The organism is Thermodesulfobacteriota bacterium, assembly GCA_025062045.1.
Taxonomy (GTDB): domain Bacteria; phylum Desulfobacterota; class Syntrophorhabdia; order Syntrophorhabdales; family JANXAF01; genus JANXAF01.
In genome coordinates, this window is the sequence record JANXAF010000002.1 from 76744 (window position 1) to 102119 (window position 25376).

Sequence of the window (25376 nt, forward strand, 5' to 3'; positions counted from 1 at the left end):
CATCATGAAAAAAAGATTCAGGCTTGTGAGTAATTACGAGCCAAAAGGAGATCAGCCCCGCGCCATATCTAAGCTGGTCGAAAATTTATCCAAGGGTGTGAAACACCAAGTTTTGCTTGGTGTGACAGGGTCTGGAAAAACCTTCACAATGGCAAATGTTATAGAAAGGACTCAAAGACCCGCTCTAATCATTTCGCACAATAAGACGCTTGCAGCTCAGCTTTTTACAGAGTTCAAAAACCTTTTTCCGGAAAACGAGGTCCACTTTTTCGTAAGCTATTACGACTACTATCAACCGGAAGCGTACGTGCCGCAAACCGATACATACATTGAAAAGGACGCCTCCATAAACGAAGAGATAGACAGAATGAGGCTCCTTGCTACAAACGCCCTCTTCGAAAGAGATGATGTCATAATAGTCGCGTCAGTATCCTGTATCTATGGCATCGGTTCACCCGACTCTTATTACGGGATGATTATCTCAGTTGAGGAAGGTCAAAAGATCGACAGAAGATCCTTTTTAGAAAGACTTATCCAATGCCACTACGAAAGGAACGATTTCGACTTTTATAGGGGTCGTGTACGGATAAAGGGCGAAAACGTAGACATATACCCTCCATACGAGGAAGAAAGGGCAATTAGAGTTGTTATAGATGACGACAGGGTCTCGAAAATCTACGTCATCGATCCTTTAAGTGGCATCTTGAAGGAAAGATTAAAAAGATGTGTTATCTTTCCCGCATCCCATTATGTTACTCCCACCGATAGGCTGGAAAGAGCGATAAAATCGATTGAAGAGGAGCTAAAGGCGCAACTTCGCCATCTTAGATCGCAGAACAAACTCCTTGAAGCTCAAAGACTTGAGGTGAGAACCCGCTACGACCTTGAGATGCTAAAAGAAATGGGCTACTGTCCGGGGATCGAGAATTATTCCAGACATCTCTCAGGCAGGATGCCAGGCGAACCGCCTCCCACCCTTCTCGATTATCTGAAAGAAGATACAATAATAATGATAGATGAAAGTCACGTCACCATACCCCAACTTATGGGGATGTACAGGGGCGACAGATCCCGTAAAGAGATTCTTGTTGAATATGGTTTTAGATTACCTTCTTGTCTCGACAACAGACCTTTGACGTTCGAAGAATTCGAAAGAAGGGTAAGGCAGGCCATATACATCTCTGCAACCCCGGATGAGTACGAACTTCGAGTATCCCAAGGTCATGTGGTCGAGCAGATCATAAGGCCTACAGGCCTTATGGATCCCCAAGTCGAGGTAAGAAGCACGAAAAACCAGATAGAGGTTCTACTAGAAGAGATAAAAACCGTAATAAAAAGGAGAGAAAGGGTCCTTGTTACCACCTTGACAAAAAGATTCGCAGAGGATCTTGTGGACTTCCTTTTAGATAAGGGTATAAAAGCCAAATACCTCCACTCTGACATAGATACTCTTGAAAGAGTATCAATTGTCCGTGATTTAAGGCTTGGGAAATTTGACGTCCTTGTAGGCGTCAACCTTCTGCGGGAAGGACTAGATATACCAGAGGTTTCTTTAGTTTGCATTCTCGATGCTGACAAAGAAGGTTTCCTCCGTTCCTCCACCGCCCTTATCCAGACTTTTGGCAGGGCTGCAAGGAATGTGAACGGAAAAGTCATAATGTTCGCCGACAGAATCACGGATGCCATGAGAAAGGCTATTGAGGAGACCGAAAGAAGGAGAGCAATTCAGAAAAAGTACAACGAGGAACACGGGATAACGCCGGAAACAATAAAAAAATCTATATCTGACGTACTCTCCTCCATTTACGAAAGGGATTACTACTCAGTGCCCATTGAAGATTTCGATGATTTACAGATCGAACCCAAAAAGATCCCTTCCATAATAAAGAAGCTGAAAAAAGAGATCGAAGAGGCCGCAAAAAGGTGGGATTTTGAAAAGGCTAAAGTTTTGCGCGACAGACTCTTAAAGCTAGAAAGAATGGAGATGATCCTCTGATGATTGACATCTCGAGATTACCAGAAAGCCCGGGAGTCTATCTCTTTAAGGATAAAGATGGAAGGATACTTTACGTTGGCAAGGCAAAGAATATTAAAGAGCGAGTAAAAACTTACTTCAGGAACGATTTTAAAAATCCGAAAACGCAAAACCTCATAAAAAAAATTTTTGACCTTGAGGCCATAATAACTTCAAGTGAAAAAGAGGCTTTTCTTTTAGAGAACAACCTCATAAAAGAGTACGCTCCCCCTTATAACGTAAACTTGAGGGATGACAAGACATACATATCGATAAAGATAACGACTGCCGAAGAATATCCCGGACTTTACATAACGAGAAACGTAAAAGATGACGGGTCTACCTATTTTGGTCCTTATCCCCATGCGCATGATGTAAAAGAGACTCTAAGACTACTACAGCGTATATATCCATTAAGAAGATGCAAAAACACGGTATTTCGAAAACGGTCGAGGCCTTGCATACTTAACGAGATAGGCAGGTGTCTAGCGCCATGCACGGGTCAAGTAACTAAAGAGGAGTACGCAAAAGTAGTCGGAGCTGTTATCGACTTTCTCTCAGGTCGGGCCGATGAGCTACTCAAGGATCTGGAACAAAAAATTCAGAATTACGCAAAAACTTGGCAATTTGAGGAAGCCCAAGCCCTAAAAGAGAAATACATGGCCATTAGGGAGATGCTGGAAAAGCAGAACGTTCACTCCCACTTCGGAAAAGACAGGGACGTTTGGGCATTCCTTTGGGGTTCTGACATCTTCCGCTGTGTCGTCCTTAATTTCCGGCGGGGTGTTCTCATAGGAAAAAAGATTTACAAAAAAACGGTTTTTTGCCCGTACGACGATGACGAAATTGTCTCTCTCCTTTTCCAATATTACAGTTTCAAACCGATCCCTGATGAGATTATCCTTTCCGAAAAGGTAGAAGGGGTCCATCTCTTAAGAGAGTATCTTAGCGAAAGAGCCAAAAAAGACGTGTCCTTTAAAGTTCCATCCGACGACGAGACTCGCGACTTGGCCTTCATGGCAATTGAAAACCTTTACGCGGACGATATGCCGCTCGACGTAGCTTTCGTAAAGTACCTTCATCTTTCCCGCAAACCACGAAGAATAGAAATTTACGACTGCTCTCACCTCTTCGGAACGAGTCCATATGCAGCAATGGTAGTATTTGAGGATTTTAAGATGAAGAAGGAGGACTACAGGTTATTCCGTATAAAGGATGCTAATCCCATGGATGACCTTGCCTCACTAAAGGAGGTTCTGACAAGGAGAATAAAAGACTCAAGCCTAGGACCCCTTCCTGATCTATTCATAGTAGATGGCGGAAGAGCTCACCTCAACGCATTAAGCAAAGTTCTCTCTGAGTTAAAAATTGAGGCCGATCTCATAGGAATAGCTAAAGCCAGAAAAAGGAAGAAGCTGGAAGATACCATATATCTTCCCACGAGGAAGAATCCCTTATACCTTCCCAGATCTTCGAGCGTCTTTAAAGAGCTTATTAGGATGAGGGACGAGGCACACAGATTCGCCTTATCTTCCCACAAAAGGGGAAAGAAAAAGGATGCTTTCGGCGCATGATCTTCTCTCTTCACCCATAACACTTAAGGGCATCGTTATGGTCATAGGCGCTCCGGATACTGGTAAAACTTACCTATGCAGGGAGCTCTTTAAAAAAGCGAAACTTTCCCAAAGAAAGGTCTCTCTCCTCGACCTCGATGTTGGCCAACAAAGCCTCGCATATCCTGGAACGGTTGCTCTTACATACGAGCTTTCCGATTCTTTTCCTAACTTTCACAAGATGAGGTTTGTCGGCACAATAAATCCTTTTTTACGCCTTGAGGAACTTATAGAAGCCGCGAGGTCGCTCCTTTCCTATTCTATAAACTCCGATCTCACCATAGTTGACACATCTGGGCTTGTCGCAGGAGAACAGGGAAGGGTTCTAAAGACAAAGAAAGCTAACGCTCTCCTTCCAGACTTAATAATAGCGATCCAGAAGGAAAATGAGTTGGAGCACATTCTAAAGGAACTTAAAAACTTTGAAATTATAAGGGTTTCTCCCTCCTCACTCACTCAGGTGAAGACAAGGGATGTGAGAATAAGAAACCGAACGCAAAAGCTCGTGTCCTATTTTTCCCTACCGCAGAACCAATTTTCCATAAAGCTCAAACACGTAAGGCTAAAACCTGATGGTCTGCGAGGATGGAACCTTCCTCCGGGACGTATAATAGGTTTAAATAGCAAAAACGAGACTGTAGCATTGGGGCTTTTAGAGGGGATTAGTAGAGAAACCCTCTTCTTTTCCTCTCCCCTCCCTATAGATAGAATTGGGGAGGTCGAAGAGATCGTCCTTGGCGAGAGGGGTTTAGACCTTGTCCTGGAAACCTGTTGAAACTTTCGGACTTTTGTTTTATCATTTACGAAACCTCCAAAGGCAAATGTCAGATAATTAAAGCCATGGATATCCGAAGAATCGAGTCCTTCTTAAAGGAGAGGCTCTCTGAATCTCTAGATGCGGAATCATTTAAGACTTGGATAGAGCCTATATGTGTAGAAGAGGTGCATCAAAAGAAAATCACTCTTTCAGTGCCAAACAGTTTTTTTAGGGACTGGGTCTTAGAAAACTACTCCTCCACTATAAAAAACGTTCTTTTTGACATCATGGGTCAGGATGTATCTGTCGAATATACGGTAAAGAAACAATCTGAGCAAAGAGACAATAGACGGTTCCTATACGAAGAGAAACGACCGACCGGGATCTTTAACCCAAAGTACACTTTTGACAATTTTGTCGTCGGAGCAAACAACCAATTTGCGAATGCCGCGGCTTTAGCAGTTGCTACGAATCCTGGAAAGACTTACAATCCCCTATTCATCTACGGTGGTGTCGGGTTAGGTAAGACCCACCTCCTTAACGCCATTGGGAACTTCGTAATAAAACATGGAACTATAGAACCCGATAAAGTCTGTTATATAACTGCAGAGGTTTTCACTAACGAGCTAATAAACTCGCTACGTTATCAGAAGATGGATGAGTTTCGGAATCGCTTTCGAAAGATGAGTATACTTCTCATAGACGATATACAGTTCATAGCTGGAAAGGAGCGGACACAGGAGGAATTCTTCCATACTTTCAACGCTCTTTACGAAGGCATGAAGCAGATAGTGGTTACGAGCGACAAGTTTCCAAGGGACCTTGAAAACATCGAAGAAAGATTAAAGTCCCGCTTCGAGTGGGGTCTAATAGCCGACATTCAGCCTCCCGACATAGAAACGAAAGTTGCGATCTTAAAGAAGAAGGCTGAGGAGGAGAACATCGATCTGCCACTGGATGTGGCGTTTTATATAGCCTCACATACCGACGATTCTGTAAGATCGCTCGAAGGATGTCTAAAGAGGTTAAGTCTATACGCCTCCCTTCATAACGCCGAAATCACACTTGAACTTGCAAAGACGGTTATGAGCGGCTTTTTAAAGAAAAAAGATCGACCTGTGAGCGTAGAAACAATAATAAGGGAGGTCGCCAAGTACTTTTCCATTAGGCCTCAGGATCTCCTGTCTAAGAAAAGGGCAAGATCGGTTCTCCTGCCAAGACAGATCGCTCTATACCTTGCAAGAAAACATACCGACCATTCTCTTATAGATCTCGGTCAAAAGTTCGGGGGAAAGGACCACGCAACGGTTATACACGCCATAAAAAAGATCAAACAGGAACTCGATTTCAACAAAGAGTTGAAAACTGCTGTAGAGAACATAGAGAGGAATCTAAAAGAGAGATAAGGTTACAATGGGTGAACCGGAATTCAACATCTATTGTTAAAAAAAATCGCTTTATTTTCACCGTTTTATCAACTTTTTCAACAGGTGATAGACTCTTTATTACGGGTGGTGATTTATGTTTGAAACAGTAATAGCAAGAGACAAACTTCTAAACCCTCTCTCCTTCGTTGTAGGAGTAACCGAAAAGAAGAACCTTATGCCTTATCTCGCCAACGTTCTTCTCTATTTCGGGAAGGAAAGCTACACCTACGCCACAGATCTCGAAATTTCGGCGATAGCAAAAGTCGACCACGAAACTCCCGAGGAAACTTTCATTCTGGTTAACGCAAAAAAGTTCTATGACGCTCTTCGGGAGATGGAAAGGGGAGATATTTTCCTTACTGTAACCGAAAGTCTTTTGATCGTTAGGCAGGAAAACACCGAGTTTGCACTTACGCTTTACCACCACGATGACTTCCCGGAACTCAAACCACTAAACCCTGAGACTAAATTCCAGATAAGAGGTAGAGAACTCCTAGACGTTCTCGATTCCATCTCTTTTGCCATGGCTACTGATCAATCAAGGCCAGTTCTTTGCGGTGCTTTTCTCAAGCCTGAAAGTGAGAGATTTACAATTGTTGCGACTGACGGTTTCCGGATGGCCGTAAGGAGAGTTCCTCTATCTGGGGTTGAACCTTTTCCTGGGGTTATAGTGCCACTAAGAGCGATAAAAGAACTCGAAAAGACAATTCCGGAAGAGGAAAACGTGGTAATAGAAATTGAAAAGTCACAAGTTTGCTTTAGGACATCGTCTGCGACAATCATTTCAAGGACTGTGGAGGGGAAATATCCGGACTACGAGGCCGCAATTCCAAAGAATTACAAAATCAGAGCGACATTTGAGAAGGTTCATTTCCAAAGGGCTTTAAAGAGGGTATCTGCTCTTCTTGGAAGGAACGAACCAATACGGATTCTGTTCCTTTCGGATGGGATAGAACTGTCTTCTCGCTCGCAAGAAGGAACGGCCAAAGAGGTGATTCCAGCGCGGCTAGAAGGCAAATCGAAAGATTTTTACTTCAACGTGAGGTATCTCATGGATGCCGCATCCCGTGCGAGGGGTGATATGATTACTATTGAGCTTCCTGAAGATTTTGGAGCTATTTTACTTGAGGACTCTTCTGAGAAGGACTATGTAAATGTTATTATGCCTGTCAAGATGTGAGGGTTTTGTATGAGAGAGTACACGGCTCAAAACATAAAGATTCTTTCAGGACTCGAAGCAGTGCGCAAAGTCCCGTCTATGTACATCGGAAATACAGGTGTAGAAGGTCTCCATCAGTTAGTTTACGAGCTCGTGGATAACAGTGTGGATGAAGCGATTGAAGGCTTCTGTGATAGGATAAATGTGACGATCCACAAGAATAACAGCGTAACGTGCGAAGACAACGGTCGAGGGATACCCGTTGAGATGCACACTACTGAGAATATTCCGGCCTTGGAAGTGGTCCTTACCAAGCTCCATGCGGGTGGAAAGTTCGACAAAGAGAGCTACAGGTACTCCGCAGGACTTCACGGCGTTGGTCTTTCAGTTGTAAATGCTTTATCCGAGTATTTGGAAGTAGAAGTAAGAAGAGACGGTAAGGTCTACTTTCAAAGATACGAAAGAGGTTCAAAAGTAACTGAGCTAAAAATAATAGGAGAAACTGATAAGACAGGTACGAAGATAACATTTCGGCCTGACAGAACTATATTTGAAACTATAGAGTTTAGTTTCGATTATCTAGCTCAAAGGATGAGAGAGATTTCCTTCCTCAATAATGGGATTCACATAGTTCTCACTGATGAGAGAAAAAATAGGAGGCAGGAGTTTAGGCACGAGGGTGGAGTGAAAGGCTTTGTAAAGTACCTCAATTCGACAAAAAACGTCCTTTTTGACGATCCGATTTACATCCAGTATTCTAAACCACCTCTCGACTTTTTCGAAGTCGCCATCCAGTATAACGATGGATATACAGAGACGATTCAAAGTTTTGTGAACAATGTAAACACGAAGGACGGTGGAACCCATGTTGCTGGCTTTAGATCAGCCCTTACGCGGTCCATTAATACGTACATCCATAAGCACCTGGACAGGAAGTATAAGGAGACCGTTTCGGGAGATGACATAAAAGAAGGATTAGTCGCGGTTATAAACCTAAAGATCAAGAACCCTCAGTTTGAAGGGCAAACCAAAACAAAACTCGGTAATAGCGAAATAAAGGGTCTCATTGAGTCCGTTCTTAATGAAAGGCTTTTAGAGGAATTCGATCTTAAGCCTGATGTGGCAAAGGCGATTGTAAATAAGGCTTTCGAGGCCAAAAGGGCAAGAGAAGCCGCAAAGAAAGCGAAAGAGCTCATAAAAGGCAAAGGATTGATGGAAAGTGGAGTCTTACCCGGAAAACTGGCAGACTGTCAGGAGACTGACCCGGATTTGTGTGAGCTTTTCATAGTTGAAGGTGACTCGGCAGGTGGCTCTGCCAAGCAGGCAAGGAATAGGAGGACACAGGCTATTCTGCCACTTAAAGGAAAGATACTGAATGTGGAAAAGTCCACAACTGAGAAGATCCTCGCAAATGAAGAGATAAGATCAATACTTTTGGCTTTAGGGATAAACTCCGGACGATCCAACCGGCCAAGGTACGGAAAGGTCATAATAATGACGGATGCCGATGTTGATGGTTCCCACATAAGGACACTCCTTCTCACTCTTTTTTACAGGAAGATCCCAGAGATTATAGAGAGAGGATCGCTTTACATTGCCCAACCCCCTCTTTTCAGGGTAAAGCACGGAAGCAAAGAGATATACGTGAGGGATGAGAAAGAACTAGAAGAGTTCGTGACAAAAAGAGGCTTAGAGAGGATAGAGTGTGTTCTTGGGGGCAAGTCAGTATCCGGTGAAATGCTCTTGGATAAGGTAAGGTCCATAAGAAAAATAGAAGGGTTCTTCAAAGAAATGCAAAACCTGGGGCTAAAGAAAGACATCTGTTTTTTGCTTTTGGACGAAAGATTCTATGAAAGGGAACATTTCGAGACTGAAAAGAACATGTTGAGCGTTGCTTCTGCAATAGAGAGGATAGGCTATGTAACGGAGTTGAGAGTTGATCGGGAGCACGGCCTTTATTGTCTGAATGTCAAAGATCCCAGAGAAAATTCTAAGGAGATACTACTTTCCTACGATCTTCTCTCAGGCTATGAGTTTTCGGAGGCTAAAGCTCTCTATACGGAGGTTAGAGAGTTTTACTTGGGTAGCTTTGAAGTAGTTGATGGAGCAAGAAGGCAAGTTATGAGGGTCGATGATTTCATAAGGTTTATCGAAGAGAAGGGAAGAGAAGGCCTTACCATCCAGCGTTACAAGGGTTTAGGAGAGATGAACCCCGAGCAGCTTTGGGAGACGACTATGAACCCAGAGAAGAGGACCCTAGTTAGGGTATCGATTGAGGATGCGGTTGAAGCTGACCAGATTTTTGCGATTCTTATGGGCACCAATGTGGAAAGAAGGAGGCTCTTTATAGAGGAGAATGCGCTCAATGTGAAAAACCTTGACATATGATGGTCATAGGATTAACTGGAATCATAGGTAGTGGAAAATCGACAGTTTCGAGGATTCTTTCGGAAGAAGGATACCCTGTTATAGATCTTGACGAGATTGTCAATGAACTAATCGGTAAAGAGGAAATAGTACGTGCGGTAAAAGACCTTTTCGGTGAAGATTTCGTACATGATGGAAAAGTTTTGAAAAAAAAGTTGTCGGAGAAAGTTTTTTCGGACGAAACTCTTCTAAGAAAGTATGAGGCCTTGGTACACCCAAAAGTGATCGAGGAGATGAAAGGAAGATTAGAAAAGTTAAGAAGCGAGGGACAAAGAATAGTCTTTGTTGAGGCTCCACTTATATTCGAGACAGGTACTCGGGCCTTATTCGACAAGGTTGTTGTAGTTTACGCAGAAGAAAAAGAAGTGATAAGGAGGATGGAAAAGAGGGGGTTCGAAAAGACTGATGTGATTATGAGGCTTAAAAGGCAGATACCAATAAGCGAGAAAGAAAAAATGGCAGATTTTGTTATATACAACACTTCGAGTCTTTCGGAACTTAGGCTTAAGGTTAAAGAACTTTTGGAAAAGATAGGGGAATGGGAGGGAGAGTAATGCATCTTAACGAGTTGAAGAAAAAGAAGATTGAAGAGTTGATGCAGATCGCGAAGGATCTTGGAATAGAGAACGCTTCGGGAATGAAAAAACAGGAGCTCATCTTCGCGATACTTCAGGCCTACGTAGAAAGGAACGAAACGATTTACGGAGAAGGCGTGTTGGAGGTTCTGCCGGAAGGGTTCGGCTTCCTTCGATCACCTGAGTCAAACTATCTTCCGGGTCCTGACGACATATATGTTTCTCCGTCCCAGATAAAGCGCTTCAATCTGAGAACGGGGGACACAACAGCGGGCCAGATAAGACCACCGAAGGACAACGAAAAGTATTTCGCCCTTCTTAAGGTCGAATCTATAAACTTCGATGACCCTCAGGTGGCGAAGGAAAAGATAATATTCGACAACCTGACACCTATCTTTCCCAACGAAAGGATAAAGCTGGAGACCACCCCAGACAATCTTTCGGCTCGGATTATGGATCTTTTCACTCCGATCGGTAAAGGGCAAAGGGGGCTTATCGTTGCCCCACCAAGAACGGGAAAGACTGTACTCCTTCAGAACATAGCGAATAGCATAATAAGGAACCACAAAGAGATTTACCTTATTGTTCTCCTCATCGATGAGAGACCGGAAGAGGTCACCGAGATGATGAGAACCGTTGACGCCGAGGTAATTAGTTCCACTTTCGATGAGCCTGCAACGAGACACGTGCAAGTGGCGGAAATAGTGATCGAGAAGGCCAAAAGGCTTGTAGAGCACAAAAGAGACGTCGTAATTTTGCTTGATAGTTTGACTAGGCTTGCAAGAGCTTATAATACTGTCGTTCCTTCAAGCGGAAAGATACTGTCTGGCGGGATCGATGCAGCGGCCATGCAGAAGCCGAAGAGGTTTTTCGGGGCGGCAAGAAAGATTGAAGAAGCAGGAAGCTTAACGATTATAGCCACAGCCCTTATAGATACTGGCAGTAGAATGGATGAGGTGATATTTGAGGAGTTCAAAGGGACAGGAAACTGCGAAATTTACCTTGACAGAAGACTTGCGGAAAAAAGAATCTTCCCAGCCATCGATATCAACAAATCTGGAACGAGAAGGGAGGAACTTTTACTGGACCCCGATGATCTTTCGAGAATCTGGCTTCTTAGAAAGGTTTTACAGCCTATGAATCCGGTTGAGGCGATGGAATTTCTAATCGAAAAGTTAAGCGACACTGAATCGAACAGGGAGTTTTTGGACTCCATGAGTAGAGGAGGTCAAAGATGAAAAAGGACATTCATCCAGTTCTGAAAAAGGCTATTGTGAGATGCGCATGTGGGAACACATTTGAGACGCTCTCGGTGAAAGAGAGGATAAACGTGGACATATGCGCAAAGTGCCATCCCATTTTTACTGGAAGAGAAAAGATCGTGGATACAACAGGACAGGTGGAAAGGTTTGAGAAACGGTATAGGAAGAAATGATGTTTGAGAAGCTTAAAGAGTTAGAGATTAAATTTGAAGAACTGGAAAAGGAACTGGCGGACCCCGCTATTTTTTCTGACGTTGAAAAGTACAGGAGAATAGCGAAAGAGCACAATGAGCTCGAAAAGACGGTGAGCCTTTTTAGGGAGTGGAAGCGTGTAGCAGAGGAGGAAGAGAAACTCCTAGATATGATTGACGAGGAAAAGGACGAAGAACTTAGGCTTTTAGCAAAGGAAGAACTTAAGGTTTTAGCTAGAAGGAAAGAAGAGCTTGGAAAGATGATACGGGATGAGCTTTTAAAGAAGGATGAGAAGGAAGTAAAAAGCATGTTTCTCGAGATTAGGGCTGGCACCGGGGGCGAGGAAGCTGCACTCTTTGCGGGCGAGCTTCTTTCTGCGTACTTGAAGTACGCGGAGAAAAAGAAATGGAAGACAGAGATAGTGAGTTTGTCTCTTTCAGATCTGGGAGGAGTAAAAGAAGCCATAATTGTCATCGATTCTAAAGAGGCATACAATCTTTTACGCTACGAAAGCGGGGTACATAGAGTGCAGAGGGTCCCTGTGACTGAGGCTCAAGGAAGGATCCACACGTCTACAGTCACGGTTGCGGTTTTGCCTGAACCCGAAGAGACCGAGATAGTGATAAACCCTGAGGATTTACGGATAGACGTCTTCAGGGCAAGTGGGCCGGGTGGCCAACACGTAAACAAGACGGAATCTGCTGTTCGCATAACGCACATCCCGACAGGCATTGTCGTTACTTGTCAGGATGAAAAATCTCAGCATAAAAACAAGGCGAAGGCTCTGCGGGTTCTAAGGGCCAGGTTGAAAGAGATGGTAGAAAGGGAAAAAGCAAAGGAGCTCAGTGAGGAGAGGAGAAGACAGGTAGGTACTGGCGAGCGAAGCGAAAAGATAAGGACGTACAATTTTCCTCAGGGCAGGGTCACTGACCATAGGATCGGTCTTACGATTTATAAGATACAGGATATAATGGATGGTGACCTTGACGAGATAATAATACCTGTCACAGAGCATTTCAAAGCAGAGGCCCTAAGAACCAAAGGATGGCATTGAAAAAGAGGGATCTTTTACTCTCGGTTAGCAAGGTAAAAAAGGAGGAGATCATTTGTATCATTTCGTATGTGCTAAACGAGAGCAAAGAAAAGGTACTTTCGACTTTAGACGAACTGATAGGAGAATTGGAAAAAGAAAGGATTGCGAGTCTTATAAAGGAGAGAGAAAAGGGAAGACCGCTTGCTTACATTACTGGAAGGAAGGAGTTCTATTCCTTAGAGTTTTTGGTAAACGAATCGTGTCTTATTCCCAGACCTGAGACAGAACTTATCGTGGAAGAAGCAGAAAAAATTATAAAGACAGGAGGGGTCGAAAGGATACTCGATATGGGAACGGGTTCGGGAATAATAGGAATAACACTTGCAAAAAGAACGGGGGTTCCGGTTCTCTGTATAGACATCTCCAAGGAGGCCCTCTTTATTGCAAAAAGAAATGCACGTTTAAACAGAGCGGAAGAAAAAGTAGTTTTTTTATGTTCTGACCTCTTTTGTGCGTTAAATTCTAAAAAGAAGTTCGATCTTATTTTGGCGAACCTCCCCTATGTAGCTCAAGAGGAGTGGGAAGAGTTGCCTGTAGATGTGAGAGAATATGAGCCAAAAGTCGCTCTTTGGGGCGGTAAGGATGGATTAGAGGTCATAGGGAAGTTTGTTGATAGAGTCGATCGGTACATCTCTTTTGGAGGGAGAGTGCTTCTCGAGTTTGGGAATCAAAAGCAGAAGTCTATCCTTAAAAGTAAGCTTGAGGAGAGAGGTTTCCATGTGGAAATCTTAAAGGATTATTCAGGGAGGGAGAGGGTGATAAAAGGGGTATGGAAAAACTTGTCATAGAGGGCGGCTATAAATTAGAAGGAGAAGTTTCGATAAGCGGCTCTAAGAACGCGGTACTTCCTGTCCTTGCTGCGACACTTCTCGCAAAGGGGGAATTCCGGATAGGTAATGTTCCTAGGCTTAAAGACGTTGAAACGATGATGGAGCTTTTGAAGCTTCTGGGATGCGAGGTGGAATGGATCGACACAAGGATGCTAAGAGTTGATACTTCTAGGGCCGAAAATTACGTTGCTCCATACGATGTGGTAAAGAAGATGAGAGCCTCTGTGCTGGTTATGGGTTCTCTCGTGGGAAGACTGAGACGCGCAGTTGTATCCTATCCTGGGGGATGCGCCATAGGCGTTCGACCGATAGACATGCACCTTGAAGGTTTAAAGAAAATGGGGTGCGATGTGGAACTCAAAGGAGGATACGTGGATGTTAATGCACAAAAGATAAGAGGAGCAAAGATCTCTTTTAAGACGAAAACAGTAGGAGGAACGGAAAATCTTATGATGGCTTCTGTTTGTGCACCAGGAGAAACGATCTTAGAGAACGCGGCGAGGGAGCCAGAGGTAGTTGATCTTGCGCGAATGCTTAAAAAAATGGGAGCAAAAATTGAGGGAGAAGGAACGGACGTGATAAGGATCGAAGGTGTCAGTGAATTACACCCGTGCGACTATGAGGTGATCCCTGATCGAATTGAGGCGGGTACTTATCTTGTGGCATGTGGAATAACGGGTGGGGAAGTCATCATAAAGGGGTGCATCCCCGAGCACCTCCGCTCTGTTATAGAGAAGTTAAGAGAAGCTGGAATGGAAATAGTGGAAAAGGATGGAGAGTTATTATCCCGCATGAGAAGGAAAAGACCGATTGCCTGTTCAGTTTCGACCATGCCATATCCTCATTTTCCGACTGACATGCAGGCTCAGTTTATGGCATTTATGTGCGTGGCTAACGGAATAAGCCGTATCACAGAAAATATATTCGAAAATAGAATGCTCCACGTAGCTGAGCTAAAAAGGATGGGGGCGGATATAGAGCTTTCTGGGAGAACCGCGGTAGTGAGAGGGGTAAAGTCACTATCCGGAGCCAAGGTTATGGCCTCCGATCTCAGAGCTTCGGCGTCTCTTGTCCTAGCCGGGCTTAGATGCGAGGGAGTGACAGAGGTTCTAAGGATATATCATTTGGACCGAGGCTACGAGCGGATAGAGGAGAAATTGAAAAAATTGGGAGCAAAGATAGAAAGGGTGGAAGATGAAGATATGGGAGCTTGAAAAGGATAAGGACGAACTAGTAGCGTTATTGAACGAGGTGAGATTTAAGAGAAAGGAGGAGGTAAGGAAGGAGGTTCTTGAAATAAAAAAGAGGGTCGAAAAAGAAAAGGAGAGAGCATTAATCGAACTATCTAAAAGATTTGACGGTTGGGATCGCGAATACAGTTTAAAACTGACGGTGGAGGAGATAAGAGACAGTTTGAGGAAGGTAAAAGAGGAAGACATCCTGTTACTTAAAAGAATGGCGCAAAGGGTGAGAGCATACCATGAGGATAAAAAGAATGATAGGAGACTTTTTAGAAGAAAAGGTCTTCTCGTAGAAGAAGACTATGTAGCCATAGAGAAGCTTCTCATATACGCTCCTGGTGGAAAAGCGTCATATCCCTCGTCGCTTATCATGGCAGCGGTACCCGCCCTAATTGCTGGAGTAAAGGAGATATACGTCACAAGTCCAGCCCCAAAGGGAGAAGTAAATCCTTACCTATGTGCGGCGGCCGAAGTCTTGGGGATAACAAATGTTTACCGTGTAGGTGGCGCACAAGCAATATTCGCATTTGCCTTAGGTCTGGGTGAGATACCGAAGGTGGATATGATAGTTGGGCCTGGAAATGCCTACGTCGAGGAGGCAAAGAGGGAGTGCTTCGGCCTTGTAGGGTTAGATACGATTGCGGGACCGTCCGAACTTCTAATCCTGGTAAAGGAGCCGGTTTTTCCCGATTTGGTGGCAAAGGATATGCTTTCCCAGGCGGAGCACGATGAAATGGCTTTGGTTTGGCTTCTCTGTAGGGATCGAAGATACATAGAAGAAGTAATAAGTCACCTATCCTCGTACTCGCAGAGGGCCCAAAGAAAAGACATAATAGAGAAAGTTTTAGAGAGGAACGCCTTCTTCGTCCATTATGCGAGTGAGGAGAGAGCCATAGAGACCATAAATAGAATAGCGCCCGAACACCTTGAAGTTATAGGAGATGTTAATGTGGAAAAAATCCTCTACCCCGGTATAATTTATCTGGGGATTACAACGCCGACAGCTTTAGGGGACTACTACATAGGGACAAATCATATTTTACCGACGGGCGGTTCAGGAAGATTCCTAGGCGGGCTCTCCGTTGAGACCTTTAAAAGAAAGAGGGTGATGGTTAAGTGTGACCTTGATTTTATTTTGAAGCACGGAAAGCACGCCGAACGTCTTGCTGAAATAGAAGGACTCGAATGTCATAAAGAAGCGATCAGGGCAAGAAAGGAGAGGAGAGATGAAATTAAAGATTGGGTTTCCAAAAGGGAGCCTTCAAGAACAGACCCTAAGACTCTTTAAAAACGCCGGTTACTCGGTGAAAGTCGCAGAAAGGTCGTATGTGCCTTTAATCGATGACGATGAGATGGAAGGACTCCTCATTCGGGCACAGGAAATCCCGAGGTACGTAGAGAGCGGGATCTTGGATGTGGGCATTACGGGACTCGATTGGGTGCTTGAGCAAGAGGCGAAGGTTGTTCACGTTGAAAGATTAAGGTACGGAAAAGTTGGTTTTAAAGGTGTCAAGTGGGTTGTGGCAGTCCCAAACGACTCTCCCATAAAAAGAATCGAAGATTTAAGAGGAAAGAAGATCGCCACAGAACTTGTTAACTTTACAAAGAAGTACTTCCAGGAAAGAGGGATAGAGACGTTTGTGGAGTTTTCATGGGGAGCCACCGAGGTAAAACCGCCTCTTCTTGCCGATGCCATCGTGGAGGTAACGGAGACAGGTGCCTCTTTGAAAGCGCATAACCTGCGGATAATCGAAACGGTTTTAGAATCGGAAACGGTAGTTATAGCGAATGAAGGTTCCTGGCAAGATAGCTGGAAGAGAAAAAAAATAGAGAATATAGTTATGCTTCTCAGGGGAGCGCTTCTTGCTGAGGAGAAAGTGGGATTAAAGATGAACGTTCCGAAGGAAAGATTGGAGGATGTGACAAGGATACTTCCTTCTTTGCACACACCGACCATCTCGAACCTCTACGATCCCGGGTGGGTAGCGGTGGAAGTCATAATAGATGAGAAGATTGTGAGAGATTTGATTCCCGAACTGAAAAGGGCTGGGGCCCAAGGTATAGTTGAATATCCGTTAAACAAAGTGATTTTGTAGGAGAAGAGGGTGACAAGACGATCAGACCTTTTAAGAAAAACGAAAGAGACAGAGATAAAGGTTTCCCTAAATGTGGAAGGAGAGGGTAAGTACAGGATCGTAACGCCCGTTCCTTTTCTAAACCATATGCTCGAGCTTTTCGCAAAGCACGGCAACTTCGACCTAGAAATTGAGGCGACTGGAGATGTAAACGTCGATCCCCACCACACAGTGGAAGATTTAGGTTATGCGCTTGGTGCTTCTTTTTATGAAGCCCTTGGAGACAAAAGAGGTGTAAACAGGTATGGGTATGCTTTAATACCGATGGACGAGACCCTTTGTCTTTTCGCTTTGGATTTAAGTGGAAGGCCACATCTTGCGGTTAAAGGAAGTTTGAAGGGGTTCGCGGGCTCATTCGACACAGGGCTTATAGTCGACTTTTTCTGGGCCTTTGTGAATGAATCCAAAATGACTATACACATACACATTCTTTCCGGAAGGAATCCTCACCACAAAATTGAGGCCATATTCAAGGCTTTCGGAAAGGCTATGAGAATGGCCGTAGATGCAAGTGAAAAACAAGGAGATATTCCATCAACGAAAGGTGTTCTTTAATAAAATTTAATTGCGAGAGAGGGGAGTTGAACCCCTACGGTTTGTAACCCCTGGATTCTAAGTCCAGTGCGTCTGCCAGTTCCGCCACTCTCGCTTTAATCTTTATTGATTTTACAACCGAAGGCTTTATGTGTCAATAAAGGGACCATTGCGCTGATCCCTACGGATGCCTTAAATTTTTTACGCGATGAAAGTTGTGGAAGTGAGAGACCTTGTTAAAAATTATAACTCCCTTAGAGCAGTAGACCGGGTGAGTTTCGATATTTTTAAAGGTGAGTGCTTCGGGTTTCTCGGGCCAAATGGTGCTGGAAAGACAACGATAATTAGAATTCTTTATGGTCTTTCTCCCCCAACATCGGGCGAAGTTAGAATTTTTGGGATGGACATAAAGACGGATGCTCCATTGATAAAAGCAAAGATAGGAGTTGTTCCACAGGAAGAGAACTTGGATGTGGAGCTATCTGTGATGGAAAATCTCATAGTCTATGCCAGGTTTTTTGACATACCAGGGAAGAAAGCTAAAGCCATCGCGGAAAGGCTGCTTGAATTTGCCAATCTTAAAGAGAAGAAGGCGGAAAACGTAAGGTCACTTTCCGGCGGAATGAAAAGATCGCTCCTTTTGGCGCGGGCGCTCATTAACGACCCGGAACTCATCATCTTGGATGAGCCTACGGTAGGGCTAGACCCTAAGATGAGAAGGATGATCTGGGAAAGATTAATAGAGCTAAAGAGTAACGGTAAAACTCTAATCCTTACGACCCACTACATGGAGGAAGCCCAAAGGCTTTGCGACAGGGTCGCAATTATGGACCAGGGTAAAATAGTTGAGCTGGGTAATACTCAGGAAATAATAAAAAGGTACGGAGGAGACTTGGAAAAGGTTTATCTTAGGCTTACTGGGAAGAGTCTAGGAGCATGAGCGTAAAGAGAGCACTAAGAGTTTTTCAGAGAAACTTGGCGGTGTACAAAAAACTTTATAGATCGAGCATCGTGCTTAACTTTTGCGAACCCGTCCTTTACATTTTGGCGTTTGGGATAGGACTCGGGGCCTATATAAAGGAGATAAACGGAGTTCCGTATATGGAATTTATCGCACCTGGCATAATCGCGTCATCCTCTATGTTCGCATCCTGTTATGAATGCACTTATGGCACTTTCGTGAGGATGAACTTTCAAAGGACATTCGAAGCGATACTTTCCACCCCCGTTTCAGCTTATGAGCTCATTCTGGGTGAACTTCTATGGGGGGCTTCAAAGAGCGTATTTTACGGCAGCATAATCATACTGACCCTCCTCCTTCTAGGCATATTTTCGTCCTTTTCCTTATTTCTAGTCCTTCCTGTGCTTTTTTTAAGCGGGTTTGTCTTTGCTCAACTCTCTATAATTTGTGCTTCCTTTGTTCCAGGTATCGATTCTTTCAACTACTTTTACACGCTCTTTATAACTCCCATGTTCCTCTTTTCGGGAATATTCTTTCCTGTCGATATACTTCCGGAATCCTTGCGGATAGTTGCAGAATTCACTCCGCTTTACCATTTGACCAATCTGTGTAGGGGATATGCGTCCGGGGAATTTTACGGGACAATTCCGGATCTTCTTTGGCTAATCGGGTTTGCTTTAATTTTATTCCCCTTCCCCTTTCTTCTCATGAAGAGAAGGATTGTAAATTGAAAATGGTCGGAAATTCTCGTAATATGATAGGCATGAGGAAGATAATGTACTACAGCACGAATAATTACCAAGAAAAAGTGGACTTTGAGACGGCCCTTTTGAACGGAATGGGCTCAAACTATGGGCTATACATGTTCTCGAAAGAGGACATTCCGCATTTGAGTATGGAAAAGATAAAAAGTATGCGCGGTATGTCTTATGCGGAGATAGCCTACGAAGTTTTGAGTCCCTTCCTTTTATCAGAGATCCCAAAGCCCGACCTAAGAAAGCTCTTAAATAACGCCTATGATGAAGAAAAGATAAGGACCCGCGTAGAACATGTAACCGGAAGGACTTACATAATGTGGCTCACGGACGGACCCACATATTCATTTAAGGACTATGCTGCCAGGTTTTACGGTCGCGTACTCGAGTTTTTCTTAAAAAGGAGAAAAGAGAGGAGAATAGTCATAGTGGCAACGAGCGGTGACACAGGAGGTGCGATAGCTGATGCACTCTACGGGCTGGAAAGCGTCGATTTATGCGTATTCTATCCTAAAGATTCAATTTCGGAAGAACAGAGAAGACAGATGACCACCCTTCAGGGGAACGTATACGCGTTCGAGGTGAATGGGGATTTTGACATTTGTCAGGCGTTGGCAAAGGAGATCCTCTCTGATAAAGAGTTTGCTAAAGAGGTTTTTAAACAGGCATCAATTTTTACTTCGGCGAACTCCATAAGCATAGGTAGACTTTTGCCTCAGGCCGTCTATCCGTTCTATGGTTATTCTAGGATCGAAGATGGAGGTTTAGGTTTTATAGCATCAGTTCCCTCAGGAAATTTTGGAAATATGATGGGGACCGTCATCGCAAAAGCTATGGGCCTGCCGGTTCGAAAAATAATCTGCGCACTGAATGAAAATGCAGAATTCATGGAGTTTTTGAAGGAAGGGAGGTACGTTGTAAAACCGACGGTAAAGTCGCCTTCTTCGGCCATGAACGTTTCCCATCCGAATAACATTGCGAGGCTTTTTGACTTTTACGGCGGTCACATATACGATGAAAGGGATGTGGAGAAAAACGAAGTAGTGAGGCGGGGAATCATAGACAGAATGCCAGATATGGAGAAGTTGAGAAGGGATATAGAGGCGATAAGTGTTTCGAATGAGGAGCATTACAAGACAATAAGGGATGTCTATTACCAGTTCGGGGTACTACTGGACCCTCACGGCGCGGTTGGCTGGAATGCTTTAGAGAAGTACCTAAAAGGCGTACACGATTTCCCCTCAATTGTCTATGAGACTGCCCATCCCGGAAAATTTCCGAAAGAGGTTGAAAGGGCCGTCGGTTTTAAGCCTGAAATTCCTTTCGGTATAACGAAAAGAATGGAGATGGAAGAACGAATTTACAAAGTTGAGAGTGAACCGGAAAGAACAGAATCTGGACTTAGGCTTACAAAAAGACAGGTGGAAGAGGCAAAAAGCAAGATAAGAGAGATTTTGGCACCATGAGAAAGATCCTTTGCGTCGGTCTTATTTTACTTATCTTCGTGGATACCTCTTTCGGCAAGACAAGGATTGTCGCGAGTATCTTCCCGTTTTATGACTTCACCCGCCAAGTGGTGAAGGAAAGGGCTGATGTACATCTTCTTGTAGGTGCAGATGTGGATCCCCACCATTTCGAGCCTAAACCGAGCGACTTTTTGGAGATCAGGAGGGCTGATTTCTTTGTATATGGAGGTAGTGAAATTGAGCCGTGGGCGGCAAAAATAATAAAAGGGATCATTAGTGAGCGACCATATATCGTTCCATTAGGGGAGGGATTGGATCTTGCCTATTCAGGAAAAGGTGTCAAGGATCCCCATGTCTGGCTAGATCTTACTTACGTTGAAAGGATGGTTGTTACTCTTATGGAGAGTCTTTCGCAAAAAGATCCGGGAAACGGAGACTTCTACAGAAAAAACGGTAAGCTCTACATAGAAAAGATAAGGCAACTAGACAGGAAATTCGAAAGAACATTATCGTCTTGCAAAGTAAAAACGATCGTTCACGCAGGTCATTACTCTTTCGGTTATTTAGCAAAACGGTACGGATTAGGATATTTTGCCGCCTATCCTCCGCATATGGAATCGGATGTTCAACCGAAAAAGGTATGGAAGATGAAAGACATTCTGAAAAAGAACCGGGCAAAGTTTGTCTTTTACGAAGAGTCGAAGAATCGAAAGCTGGCGGAAAAATTAGCAAAAGAGCTCGGTATAGAAATTTTACCCCTCAATCCTGGCCATTCTGTTTCAAAAAAGGATCTGGAAGGGGGGATAACGTTTGAAAAAATCATGGAGAATAACCTTCAGAGTCTTAGGAAGGGCTTGGAATGCAACCCGTAGTTTCCGTTAAAAATATCGATTTTTTTTACAACTCGGAATTCGTTCTAAAAGATGTGAGTTTCGAACTTAAAAAAGGAGATTATTTAGGGATTGTTGGACCCAACGGTTCTGGAAAGACAACTCTTGTGAGATTGATTCTCGGTTACCTTAGGCCAAAGAGGGGAGAGATTGAGGTTTTCGGAAAAAGCCCAAAAGATCTAAAAACGAAATCCCTTATAGGATATTTGCCGCAAATCATCCCAGACAGAAAATTCCATTTTCCTTTGACAGTTATGGAAGTGGTTCTCATGGGGCTTGTTTCACAGAAAAGCTTTCCAAAGTTAGTAACTAAAAAAGATGTGGATAAGGCTACAGAAGTTCTTAAAATGATGAACGTGCTTGACCTACAAAAGAGACTGATAGGCGAACTTTCCGGAGGCGAAAGACAGAAAGTATTTCTGTGTAGAGCGCTTGTTCATGAACCTGAGCTTCTGATTTTGGATGAACCAGTAAGTGCACTAGATCCGGAAAGTAGAGGCGAATTTTACGTCCTACTTGAAAGACTTAGGAAAGAGAGAGAAACAACCATAATCATGGTTACACACGATGCAGGAGAAATAGGCAACTACGCAACGAAATTGCTCTATTTAGACAGAAGAGTAATCTTTTTTGGGAGCTTTGAAAAATTTTGTGAGTCGGAGGAGATGACAAAGTACTTTGGCGAACACTCCCAGCACCTTATATGCCATAGACATAACAGAAAAAAGGCATGGTTGAACTCTTTAGAGAACCATTTATTCTTAAAGCAGTAGTTTGTGGGATTTTAATCTCTGTACCCCTTTCCGGACTAGGTCTATTTTTAGTGTTGAGAAGGTTATCTCTCATCGGAGATGGACTGGCCCATGTGAGTTTTGGAGGGGTCTCTTTAGGGATACTTCTAGGGAAGTCACCTCTATATTTCACAATCCCCTTTTGTGTGTTAGCTTCCATAGGTATACTTAAGGTGAGAAAGGCGGTAAAGATAAGTCCGGATGCTGCAGTAGGCATCATATCTTCTTTTGGTATCGCGTCAGGCATCGCTATTTCAGCCTGGAAAGGGGGATTTAGTCTTGAGGTTTTAAACTACCTATTTGGCAGTGTCCTTTCCGTGCACGACGAAGATCTACTCATTGCTTTTATTTTCAGCATTATTTTCTTGGGGTATCTCATTTTTTTTTATACTGACCTCATATCGACCACTTTTGATGATGAACTTGCCTACGCTGAGGGGATAAACGTCGAGAGGATCAATACGATACTTGGAATTTTTACGGCTTTAACTATTGTACAGGCAATAAAGATAATTGGTGTTCTTCTTGTCACATCGCTTCTAATAATGCCTGCTGTGACCGCTTTGCAGTTTTCGAAAGGTTTCAAAAGGACACTTTTCCTTTCCATGATCTTTGGGGTTATCTCTGTTGTTGTGGGGATAGGGCTTTCGATAGTAGTCGATTTGCCTTCTGGGTCCTCGATAGTACTTGTGAGTTTCGGAATTCTTCTCCTCTCCGTCTTCTTTGCGAGAAAAAAACGGTTGACAACCGGTAAAAACTGAAAAAGAATAAAAATCAGTAGCCAAAAGCCTCTTTGGGAGGTCAAAATGGTGGAAAAGCGTGGCATCGATTGGTCTTCTCTTTGGAAAAAGGATGATTGGGTGTCCGTTTGGATAGGCTTTCTCATACTCATTGTTTTTCTTGCGGGATTCAAGTTTTCAATGCCCAGCTGGAAATGGATGAGTGATGGAGCTTTTCAAAAGAAGGTTGAAGGTACAATCGAAAAACTTGAAAGATTAGCAAAAGATGCGGAAGCGAAGGGCGAGCACGCGGTGAAAGCATCTGCTTTAGCTGCCGTTGGTGCGATCAAATCAAAAGAAAGAAAGGCGGTGGGGGAGGCAGGAAAGAAGTTGGAGGAGGCGGCTAAAGGCGCAAAAGACAAGGATGTGAAAAAGGCGGGGGAGAAGTTAGGTAAGGATTTAAAAGATTGGTCGGGACAACTTATAGGAAAGGTATTTTCCGGTGGAAATCTTCTAAGGATGGTTTACCTTTTTATCGCCCTTGCAATACTTGGGTCAATCGGGATAATCGTTATGGGACAGCCGGTTTCTAAATTTATCGTAGGATTTCCGGTGGTCTACTTCCTTGGGGTCTTAGCTTTCATTATCGGAAATAATTATACAGTGTCTTACTGGGGATTGGAGGTGGTCTTCTGGGCTCTGATTTTAGGGCTTGTAGTTAGCAATATACTTAGGGTGCCTGATTGGCTTAAACCTGCAATAAGGACTGAGTACTTCATTAAGATAGGTCTTGTACTTTTGGGCGCCGAGGTTCTTTTTCCCACAATAGCCAAAGTTGGGGCATACGGGATCGTGCAATCTGTCCTGGTCATTGCTGTAGTTTTCTACTTCTGCTTCTGGGTGGCAAAGAAGCTCGGTCTTGATGATGAATTTGCTTCAATCCTCGGAACTGCGGTGTCAATATGCGGAGTTTCAGCAGCTATTGCTGCAGGTGGAGCAATAAAGGGAGATCCTAAAAAGGTAAGTCACACGATATCACTCGTTTTGCTATGCGCAATCCCTATGCTCATACTTGAACCTTTGATAGCCAAAGCTGTGGGGATGGCGCCTGAAGTTGCAGGTGCGTGGATAGGCGGTACGATAGATACAACAGGAGCTGTGGTTGCGGCGGGAGCAATTGCTGGAGAAGCTGCGATGGCTGTAGCCGTGGTTGTAAAAATGGCTCAAAACGTGCTTATAGGGGTCGCCGCTTTTCTCCTTGCACTTTGGTTCGTGCTTAAGGGGAGAGAGGTTGGGGAGGCTCCGAGAGCGATTGAAATATGGTATAGGTTTCCGAAGTTCGTAGTGGGATTTCTCGTAGCATCTATAGTCTTCTCTTTTTTTATGAGTGAAGCTTTTGCAAAGGCTATAACCGCATCCACAAGTGGGTTTAGGGTATGGTGGTTCACCCTGGCATTTATATGCATAGGGCTTGAGACGAATTTCAAAGAACTAGTGGCGATGGGTGGGGGAAGGCCGGCGATTGCATTCTTATTGGCTCAGCTTTTTAACGTGTTTTGGACACTTCTTCTTGCCTATCTCTTATTCGGTGGCGTGCTTTTTCCTCCGCCGAAATTCTAATTCGGGGCCGAAAGGCCCCTTTTTGATCTATGAAGAAGGTTCTCTCATTCGATCTCGAGGGAACGCTTGTGACCTTAGAATTTGGTGAGATAATCTGGAATCACGCTATCCCCCTTGAGTTTTCGAAAAAGTACGGGATCTCTTTCGATGAAGCCAAAAGACTTGTGATCTCTGAATATCAGTCAGTTGGAGAGGAAAGAATCGAGTGGTACGATCTGGAATACTGGCTTAAGAGGTTCGATCTAAAAATTAAACCTTTGGAGCTTCTAGATAAGTATGAGAAGCATATTAGACTTTTTGACGGGGTCAAAGAGGCGCTAGAGATGCTCAAAGAGAGATTTACCTTAATTATCTCTTCCAATGCTACAAGGCTCTTTATCGAAAAGGAACTTAGGTTTTCGGGCATAGAGCATTTCTTTGCAAAAATCTTTTCGGCAACGAGTGACTTTCAGCTTACCAAAAAGAGCATTCTGTTCTACAAAAAGGTACTGGAAGTTCTTTCTCTATCTCCAGAGGAGATGGTGCATGTGGGGGACCATCGTCTCTTCGACTACGAAATACCAAAAAGTCTTGGTATAGACGCTTATCTTGTGGAAGAAGAAAGGACGGTCAAAGAGATAGTTTCGGCTCTATGAAAAGATGTTACAATTGCGGGACGGAGTTAAATTATGGAAAGGTTTCAAGAAGGGACGAGTGCCCCAAATGCGGAAAAGAGCTTCATGTCTGTTTAAACTGCAGATTCTACGATAAATCGAAAGCGTATTTGTGTGCTGAAGTTAGAGCCGATCCTCCTTTAGACAAGGACAGAGCGAATTTTTGCGAGTACTTTGAGTTGAAAGAGGAAGAGGAGCAAAAAACTGGTAGACTTGAAGCGGAAAGGATCTGGCAGGAGATATTCAAAAAGAAGAAATGAAA

Annotated in this window: 24 protein-coding genes and 1 tRNA gene; 24 read left to right on the plus strand and 1 reads right to left on the minus strand. The window is 43.8% G+C overall.

What is annotated here, in order from left to right; all coding sequences use genetic code 11:
• Window positions 1–4 precede the first annotated feature (4 nt).
• The 15 genes from uvrB (at window position 5) to hisB (ending at window position 17280) form a co-directional block, all read left to right on the plus strand.
• Window positions 5–1996: an excinuclease ABC subunit UvrB gene (uvrB, locus tag NZ583_02025; protein ID MCS7280395.1), complete on the plus strand. Its 1992-nt coding sequence runs from the start codon at window positions 5–7 to the stop codon at window positions 1994–1996.
• Window positions 1996–3588, plus strand: coding sequence for an excinuclease ABC subunit UvrC (gene uvrC / locus NZ583_02030; protein MCS7280396.1), 1593 nt, complete (start codon window positions 1996–1998; stop codon window positions 3586–3588). Before uvrB ends, uvrC begins: the two co-directional genes overlap by 1 nt.
• Window positions 3572–4402 carry a Clp1/GlmU family protein gene (locus NZ583_02035; GenBank protein MCS7280397.1) on the plus strand — a complete coding sequence of 277 codons (831 nt, stop codon included), beginning with the start codon at window positions 3572–3574 and terminating at the stop codon, window positions 4400–4402. Before uvrC ends, NZ583_02035 begins: the two co-directional genes overlap by 17 nt.
• Before the next feature lie 65 nt (window positions 4403–4467).
• Window positions 4468–5790, plus strand: a complete 1323-nt coding sequence (gene dnaA / locus NZ583_02040; GenBank protein MCS7280398.1) for a chromosomal replication initiator protein DnaA — start codon at window positions 4468–4470, stop codon at window positions 5788–5790.
• A 115-nt stretch (window positions 5791–5905) separates the two neighbouring features.
• Window positions 5906–6991: a DNA polymerase III subunit beta gene (gene dnaN / locus NZ583_02045; protein MCS7280399.1), complete on the plus strand. Its 1086-nt coding sequence runs from the start codon at window positions 5906–5908 to the stop codon at window positions 6989–6991.
• A gap of 9 nt (window positions 6992–7000) precedes the next feature.
• Window positions 7001–9358 (plus strand): DNA topoisomerase (ATP-hydrolyzing) subunit B, encoded by a 2358-nt coding sequence (gene gyrB / locus NZ583_02050; GenBank protein ID MCS7280400.1) that lies wholly within the window; start codon window positions 7001–7003, stop codon window positions 9356–9358.
• Window positions 9355–9951, plus strand: coding sequence for a dephospho-CoA kinase (gene coaE, locus NZ583_02055; GenBank protein ID MCS7280401.1), 597 nt, complete (start codon window positions 9355–9357; stop codon window positions 9949–9951). Before gyrB ends, coaE begins: the two co-directional genes overlap by 4 nt.
• Window positions 9951–11210, plus strand: coding sequence for a transcription termination factor Rho (rho, locus tag NZ583_02060; protein ID MCS7280402.1), 1260 nt, complete (start codon window positions 9951–9953; stop codon window positions 11208–11210). Before coaE ends, rho begins: the two co-directional genes overlap by 1 nt.
• Window positions 11207–11407: a 50S ribosomal protein L31 gene (gene rpmE / locus NZ583_02065; protein ID MCS7280403.1), complete on the plus strand. Its 201-nt coding sequence runs from the start codon at window positions 11207–11209 to the stop codon at window positions 11405–11407. The genes rho and rpmE overlap by 4 nt, the downstream gene beginning before the upstream one ends.
• Entirely contained in the window at window positions 11407–12480 is a 1074-nt protein-coding gene (gene prfA, locus NZ583_02070; GenBank protein MCS7280404.1) for a peptide chain release factor 1, read from the plus strand. Before rpmE ends, prfA begins: the two co-directional genes overlap by 1 nt.
• Entirely contained in the window at window positions 12477–13307 is an 831-nt protein-coding gene (prmC, locus tag NZ583_02075; GenBank protein MCS7280405.1) for a peptide chain release factor N(5)-glutamine methyltransferase, read from the plus strand. The genes prfA and prmC overlap by 4 nt, the downstream gene beginning before the upstream one ends.
• Window positions 13289–14563, plus strand: a complete 1275-nt coding sequence (gene murA / locus NZ583_02080; GenBank protein MCS7280406.1) for a UDP-N-acetylglucosamine 1-carboxyvinyltransferase — start codon at window positions 13289–13291, stop codon at window positions 14561–14563. Before prmC ends, murA begins: the two co-directional genes overlap by 19 nt.
• Complete coding sequence (gene hisD / locus NZ583_02085) at window positions 14544–15878, plus strand: histidinol dehydrogenase (protein MCS7280407.1); 1335 nt, start codon at window positions 14544–14546, stop codon at window positions 15876–15878. Before murA ends, hisD begins: the two co-directional genes overlap by 20 nt.
• The gene (hisG, locus tag NZ583_02090; GenBank protein MCS7280408.1) at window positions 15817–16686 is read left to right on the plus strand and encodes an ATP phosphoribosyltransferase; all 870 of its coding nucleotides are present in this window, start codon (window positions 15817–15819) and stop codon (window positions 16684–16686) included. The genes hisD and hisG overlap by 62 nt, the downstream gene beginning before the upstream one ends.
• A 9-nt stretch (window positions 16687–16695) precedes the next feature.
• Window positions 16696–17280, plus strand: a complete 585-nt coding sequence (hisB, locus tag NZ583_02095; protein MCS7280409.1) for an imidazoleglycerol-phosphate dehydratase HisB — start codon at window positions 16696–16698, stop codon at window positions 17278–17280.
• Between the two features lie 11 nt (window positions 17281–17291).
• Here hisB and NZ583_02100 read toward each other — a convergent pair.
• Window positions 17292–17374: transfer RNA gene (locus tag NZ583_02100), tRNA-Leu, on the minus strand.
• 93 nt (window positions 17375–17467) lie between these two features.
• On the opposite strand from NZ583_02100, the gene NZ583_02105 reads away from it, so the two are divergent.
• The 9 genes from NZ583_02105 to NZ583_02145 are packed head-to-tail and all read left to right on the plus strand — an operon-like array spanning window position 17468 to window position 25374.
• The gene (locus NZ583_02105; protein MCS7280410.1) at window positions 17468–18199 is read left to right on the plus strand and encodes an ABC transporter ATP-binding protein; all 732 of its coding nucleotides are present in this window, start codon (window positions 17468–17470) and stop codon (window positions 18197–18199) included.
• Window positions 18196–18951: an ABC transporter permease gene (locus NZ583_02110; protein MCS7280411.1), complete on the plus strand. Its 756-nt coding sequence runs from the start codon at window positions 18196–18198 to the stop codon at window positions 18949–18951. The genes NZ583_02105 and NZ583_02110 overlap by 4 nt, the downstream gene beginning before the upstream one ends.
• A gap of 32 nt (window positions 18952–18983) precedes the next feature.
• A complete protein-coding gene (thrC, locus tag NZ583_02115) occupies window positions 18984–20441 on the plus strand; it encodes a threonine synthase (GenBank protein ID MCS7280412.1) in 1458 nt (485 codons plus the stop codon).
• Window positions 20438–21313, plus strand: coding sequence for a zinc ABC transporter substrate-binding protein (locus NZ583_02120; GenBank protein MCS7280413.1), 876 nt, complete (start codon window positions 20438–20440; stop codon window positions 21311–21313). The genes thrC and NZ583_02120 overlap by 4 nt, the downstream gene beginning before the upstream one ends.
• Window positions 21301–22104, plus strand: a complete 804-nt coding sequence (locus tag NZ583_02125) for a metal ABC transporter ATP-binding protein (protein MCS7280414.1) — start codon at window positions 21301–21303, stop codon at window positions 22102–22104. The genes NZ583_02120 and NZ583_02125 overlap by 13 nt, the downstream gene beginning before the upstream one ends.
• A complete protein-coding gene (locus NZ583_02130; GenBank protein ID MCS7280415.1) occupies window positions 22062–22883 on the plus strand; it encodes a metal ABC transporter permease in 822 nt (273 codons plus the stop codon). Before NZ583_02125 ends, NZ583_02130 begins: the two co-directional genes overlap by 43 nt.
• A 45-nt stretch (window positions 22884–22928) precedes the next feature.
• The gene (locus NZ583_02135) at window positions 22929–24461 is read left to right on the plus strand and encodes a putative sulfate exporter family transporter (GenBank protein ID MCS7280416.1); all 1533 of its coding nucleotides are present in this window, start codon (window positions 22929–22931) and stop codon (window positions 24459–24461) included.
• A gap of 29 nt (window positions 24462–24490) precedes the next feature.
• A complete protein-coding gene (locus NZ583_02140) occupies window positions 24491–25096 on the plus strand; it encodes an HAD family hydrolase (protein MCS7280417.1) in 606 nt (201 codons plus the stop codon).
• On the plus strand, window positions 25093–25374 hold the full coding sequence (locus NZ583_02145) for a hypothetical protein (GenBank protein ID MCS7280418.1): 282 nt from the start codon (window positions 25093–25095) through the stop codon (window positions 25372–25374). Before NZ583_02140 ends, NZ583_02145 begins: the two co-directional genes overlap by 4 nt.
• The last annotated feature ends 2 nt before the right edge of the window (window positions 25375–25376 follow it).

What these genes read in the sequence shown, in the direction of transcription:
- murA (MCS7280406.1), top strand. Translation starts at nt 13,289, where the DNA reads ATGGAAAAACTTGTCATAGAGGGCGGCTATAAATTAGAAGGAGAAGTT.
- coaE (MCS7280401.1), top strand. Translation starts at nt 9,355, where the DNA reads ATGATGGTCATAGGATTAACTGGAATCATAGGTAGTGGAAAATCGACA.
- thrC (MCS7280412.1), top strand. Translation starts at nt 18,984, where the DNA reads ATGAGGAAGATAATGTACTACAGCACGAATAATTACCAAGAAAAAGTG.
- rho (MCS7280402.1), top strand. Translation starts at nt 9,951, where the DNA reads ATGCATCTTAACGAGTTGAAGAAAAAGAAGATTGAAGAGTTGATGCAG.
- rpmE (MCS7280403.1), top strand. Translation starts at nt 11,207, where the DNA reads ATGAAAAAGGACATTCATCCAGTTCTGAAAAAGGCTATTGTGAGATGC.
- uvrB (MCS7280395.1), top strand. Translation starts at nt 5, where the DNA reads ATGAAAAAAAGATTCAGGCTTGTGAGTAATTACGAGCCAAAAGGAGAT.
- prfA (MCS7280404.1), top strand. Translation starts at nt 11,407, where the DNA reads ATGTTTGAGAAGCTTAAAGAGTTAGAGATTAAATTTGAAGAACTGGAA.
- NZ583_02125 (MCS7280414.1), top strand. Translation starts at nt 21,301, where the DNA reads ATGCAACCCGTAGTTTCCGTTAAAAATATCGATTTTTTTTACAACTCG.
- hisD (MCS7280407.1), top strand. Translation starts at nt 14,544, where the DNA reads ATGAAGATATGGGAGCTTGAAAAGGATAAGGACGAACTAGTAGCGTTA.
- dnaN (MCS7280399.1), top strand. Translation starts at nt 5,906, where the DNA reads ATGTTTGAAACAGTAATAGCAAGAGACAAACTTCTAAACCCTCTCTCC.
- NZ583_02110 (MCS7280411.1), top strand. Translation starts at nt 18,196, where the DNA reads ATGAGCGTAAAGAGAGCACTAAGAGTTTTTCAGAGAAACTTGGCGGTG.
- NZ583_02120 (MCS7280413.1), top strand. Translation starts at nt 20,438, where the DNA reads ATGAGAAAGATCCTTTGCGTCGGTCTTATTTTACTTATCTTCGTGGAT.
- NZ583_02105 (MCS7280410.1), top strand. Translation starts at nt 17,468, where the DNA reads ATGAAAGTTGTGGAAGTGAGAGACCTTGTTAAAAATTATAACTCCCTT.
- hisG (MCS7280408.1), top strand. Translation starts at nt 15,817, where the DNA reads ATGAAATTAAAGATTGGGTTTCCAAAAGGGAGCCTTCAAGAACAGACC.
- NZ583_02130 (MCS7280415.1), top strand. Translation starts at nt 22,062, where the DNA reads ATGGTTGAACTCTTTAGAGAACCATTTATTCTTAAAGCAGTAGTTTGT.
- gyrB (MCS7280400.1), top strand. Translation starts at nt 7,001, where the DNA reads ATGAGAGAGTACACGGCTCAAAACATAAAGATTCTTTCAGGACTCGAA.
- NZ583_02140 (MCS7280417.1), top strand. Translation starts at nt 24,491, where the DNA reads ATGAAGAAGGTTCTCTCATTCGATCTCGAGGGAACGCTTGTGACCTTA.
- NZ583_02145 (MCS7280418.1), top strand. Translation starts at nt 25,093, where the DNA reads ATGAAAAGATGTTACAATTGCGGGACGGAGTTAAATTATGGAAAGGTT.
- uvrC (MCS7280396.1), top strand. Translation starts at nt 1,996, where the DNA reads ATGATTGACATCTCGAGATTACCAGAAAGCCCGGGAGTCTATCTCTTT.
- NZ583_02135 (MCS7280416.1), top strand. Translation starts at nt 22,929, where the DNA reads ATGGTGGAAAAGCGTGGCATCGATTGGTCTTCTCTTTGGAAAAAGGAT.
- dnaA (MCS7280398.1), top strand. Translation starts at nt 4,468, where the DNA reads ATGGATATCCGAAGAATCGAGTCCTTCTTAAAGGAGAGGCTCTCTGAA.
- NZ583_02035 (MCS7280397.1), top strand. Translation starts at nt 3,572, where the DNA reads ATGCTTTCGGCGCATGATCTTCTCTCTTCACCCATAACACTTAAGGGC.